The following is a 3,616-nucleotide window of genomic DNA, read 5'->3' as shown; positions in this document are numbered from 1 at the left end:
AGGTCGACGCCCTCGACGTGGCAGACGACTGTAGGCGTCTGGACGCTCAGCCCGAGGAACTCGGAGAACGCCCGCCTCGGCGTCCCGCGTGTCGGCTGCCCGCTCGACTCCATCGAGCCCCTTGTGCGGCGCGAAATCGAACAGCGCGCGCATGAGCTGGCTCCCCACCCCCCGCCCTCCTGTGGGCTCGCCGCCACTAACAGCTCGTAACCGGATCCCCATCGCGAGCCCCGCCGCCGGCCACTGCGGAGCGAAGGCCACGATCCCGGCCAGATAGCTCGTGTCCCACGCCGGCAGTGCCCGGACCGGGGAGTCCTCCGCGAACCGCGCCCCTTCGGCCTGCGCCCTCCGCTCCTCCGCCGCCCGCTCGAATGCCCCGCGCCCGCCCGCTCCTGGAGCAGCCCCGCTATCGCGTCCGCGTTCCCCGTCCGGGCCCTCTCCACCCTGATGAACACGAGCCGCCTTTCCGCCCCGCCCTTGGCGCAGACCAGGGCCCGCCAAGCTCTCGCACGATGAGTCGCAGGACTCACTGGACGGGCCACCGGTGCGCGGCTCCGCGATCAGGCCGAACGCCCTGCTCGGTGCGCCCTGATCCGCCGCCACCCGTCCCTGACGGCGACGGCCAGCCCGAGCGTCCGCGGCAGAAGGATCAGAACGCCCAGCCCGGCTGCCTCCCAGAACGCCAGGGCCATGGGATTCTTGTCGCTCAGCGTCCCGGCGACCCAGAGCGCGGACCGGATCGTGGTGGGCGCGAAGTAGAGGACGAAGAACGTGGCCGCGAGCGTCATCCCGCCGATGTGGCACCAGACGTACCACCGGGCGACGGCGCGGTCGCGCGGGTGCGCGGCCTCCAGTTCGGCTCGCTGGGCGGCCGACGTCATCCGCAGACGGCTGCGCAGGGTCAGGCTCGTTGTGCGTGCGAGGTCATAGCAGCCCGTCGCCACTACGAGCAGGGCGTAGAGGTCGGTCCGGGCGAAGACGTAGAACTGCCCGGAGATCAGGTACACCAGCGTGAGGGTGACGGCGGCCAGCAGCTTCGCGACGGCGGGGGGCGCGTGCCACATGCCGGCCGAGTCCGCCATCCGGGCGGCGAGGACGATGGCCAGCAGCGTCACGTCACTCGCCATGCCCATGAGGAGCGGCCAGATCCTGCGCTCGCGGGGAAGAGCCCAGAGACCAGTCAGATCGGTTTCGAAGGTCAGCAGGTAGAAACGCCTGGTGACGGTGATGCGGGCCGGCAGGCCCTGCAGGCGGGCGCCAAGCCAGTGAGACACCTCATGTGCTCCGGCGATCAGGAGGGTGATGGCCGTGAGTGCCGCCAGGCTCCGGGCCGGCGTGCTCAGGAAGAAGAAGTCCCGATACGTCGGCCAGAGCCCGGGGCGGGTCGCGAAGGACGACAGACAGAAGACCACCGAGCCCCCGGCGAGCAGCCAGGCCGGCAGGCCCATGAGCGGGTGCCAGAGGGGAGGCCTCCGGAGGACGGGCGGTGGCTCAGGGGCCGGTGGCCCCACGTCCTCCGCCTCGCTGGAGACGAGGCCCAGGTCGGTCAGGGAGGCGACGAAGTCTTCAACGTCGACCGCGGTCCCCGCGAGTTCCGCCGCCTGGACGGTCACCTCGTCGAGGGTCTTTCCGGACCGCAGCAGTTCGAGCACCCGGACGCCGACCTCCGGCATGACGAAGAAGGTGCCCGTCTCCGGGGTGCCGACGAGGAACTCTCCGTTCTGCGGGACGACGGTGAACGGGCGCACCCGCACGGTGGCCGGGGAGCCGTTCACCGCTGGCGCGCCGGAGCCGTGGCGCAGACGGCGCATTCGGGATCAGCGGCCCAGGGATCCCTGCTGGTCTCGCATCCTCGGGAGAAGTCGACGAGTCGGTACTCTCCTGCCGACACCGGCGCGACGAAGCCGGTCAGGTAACGCAGCGCCTCCATACCGACCAGGGCGGCCAGCATTCCAGCCACCGGGCCGTTGGCGCGGTTCGGCGGAATCGGGTCGAGGAGCCGTGCCCAGGTGACCACGTGGGGTTCGGCGCTTTCGGCTACCTCGCGATTGCGGTGGTTGTCCAGACACTGCGCGCATGCGCTGCGGCCAGGGTCGACCGACCAGTACGAGCCCTGGGTGTAAGAGAGGCCCCCTCGGATGAACGGTACTCCACGGGCCACGCACGCCCGGTTGACGAGCAGGTCGCCGCCAGGGGCGTCGATTGCGGCGACCACAAGGTCGACCCCGTCGAGCAGCGCATCGACGAACTCGGCGGTTTCCACACGGGCGTTGACGGCTCGCGCGTCGATGCCCGGATCGAACCCCTTCAGCCATGCCGCGACCTGATCGACCTTCGGCAGTCCGAGCTGAGCGGGTCCGTAGGTGAACTGCCGTGCGAAATTACGCTCCTCGACGACATCGAAGTCGACCAGTGTCATCCTGCGCACGCCGAGCCCGGCGAGATGCTGCGCCACACCGGAGCCCAAGCCCCCCACACCCAGAATGGCGACATGCGAGGCGAGGACTCGCTCCTGCATCTCGGCGCTGGATCGGCCGAACGTTGAGAAGCAGTCGAGAAAGGCCAGATTGGAGTAGTGCCGGTTCCGCTGGTCCGGTGTCAGCCGTCCTTCGGCTTCCGCGTTCTCGATCCAGCCGAGTCCGTCGAGGATATCGATCGAATTCTGAATCTCGACTTCGCTGACATCTATTTCTGCGGCCAGGCGGGACTCGTCTCTCGTTCCTTCGGACAGGAGCTGGAGGAGCTTCGCGATCCGTCCGTCGGAGTCGACAAGCTCGACCCGCTCCCGCGGATCGAGCGAGACGACCAGGCGATCTCCGTGCCGCCCGCAGAAGAGTCCTTTGAGTCTGGGGATGGCCATATAATCGCCGCCGATCTGGTGTCTCGATGATGATGATGGCCGGGCGTAGAACGCCCGGCCTCTGTGATGCCTAGGCGAGCTGGTCGTCGGACGTGTGGATCAGGGTCGCCTTGATCTTCTCGACCTTGCGGATCTCGATCTTCATTTTGCTCTCCTTTCGGCCGGCGTTCGTCCGCCGGGATGGCCGAGAAATGTAATGCGCTTCACGGATGCGCTTTCTCGGTTTCTACATAGGAAATAATAGGCAGTCGCGGGGCGCGGAATCATGAGTAGTCAATACTCCAGCCGTTGATCGCCGAACTTTCTGGTAGCCGGGTGTAGAGATGCGAACGGCCACCGCGATCATCGACTGTTGTGCAGACAAACGAAGATCGTGCGGTGGCCGCGGGGCATGGAGTTGCGCGAGTACGTCGTAGAACGCCTGGGCCGGTCCGGGGCGGTGCTGGTGGTGGATGAAACCGGCGACCTGAAGAAGGGCACCGGCACGGTCGGGGTGCAGCGTCAGTACACCGGCACCGCCGGGCGGATCGAAACAGGCAGGTCGCCGTCTCCTTGGCCTACGCCCCCGATGCAGGGCAGGCGTTCATCGACCGGGAGCTGTACTTGCGGCAGGTATGGATGGCCGATGCCGAGCGGTGCCGGGACGCGAAAGTGCCCAATGATCGGACTTCGCGACGAAGGGGGAACTGGCAGCGCGGTGGGTCGCCCGAGCGCTGGACGCCGGGGTCGGTGCGTGCTGGGTGACCGGCGATGGGG

Annotated in this window: 2 protein-coding genes and 1 pseudogene; 1 reads left to right on the top strand and 2 read right to left on the bottom strand. The window is 68.1% G+C overall.

Features of this window, described 5'->3' with window-relative positions; translation table 11 throughout:
• Positions 1–560: 560 nt before the first annotated feature.
• Positions 561–1,811 carry a PqqD family protein gene (locus tag MPTA5024_RS26715; protein WP_036329754.1) on the bottom strand — a complete coding sequence of 417 codons (1,251 nt, stop codon included), beginning with the start codon at positions 1,809–1,811 and terminating at the stop codon, positions 561–563.
• The gene (locus MPTA5024_RS26710) at positions 1,772–2,860 is read right to left on the bottom strand and encodes a ThiF family adenylyltransferase (protein WP_036329752.1); all 1,089 of its coding nucleotides are present in this window, start codon (positions 2,858–2,860) and stop codon (positions 1,772–1,774) included. Before MPTA5024_RS26710 ends, MPTA5024_RS26715 begins: the two co-directional genes overlap by 40 nt.
• Before the next feature lie 394 nt (positions 2,861–3,254).
• Here MPTA5024_RS26710 and MPTA5024_RS40085 point away from each other — a divergent pair.
• Positions 3,255–3,616: pseudogene (locus tag MPTA5024_RS40085) on the top strand (transposase); the annotation flags it as partial.

The organism is Microbispora sp. ATCC PTA-5024 (assembly GCF_000511135.2).
Lineage (GTDB): Bacteria > Actinomycetota > Actinomycetes > Streptosporangiales > Streptosporangiaceae > Microbispora > Microbispora corallina.
The sequence above is the reverse complement of the archived record's forward strand: the minus strand, read 5'-3'. Positions and strand labels throughout refer to the sequence as shown.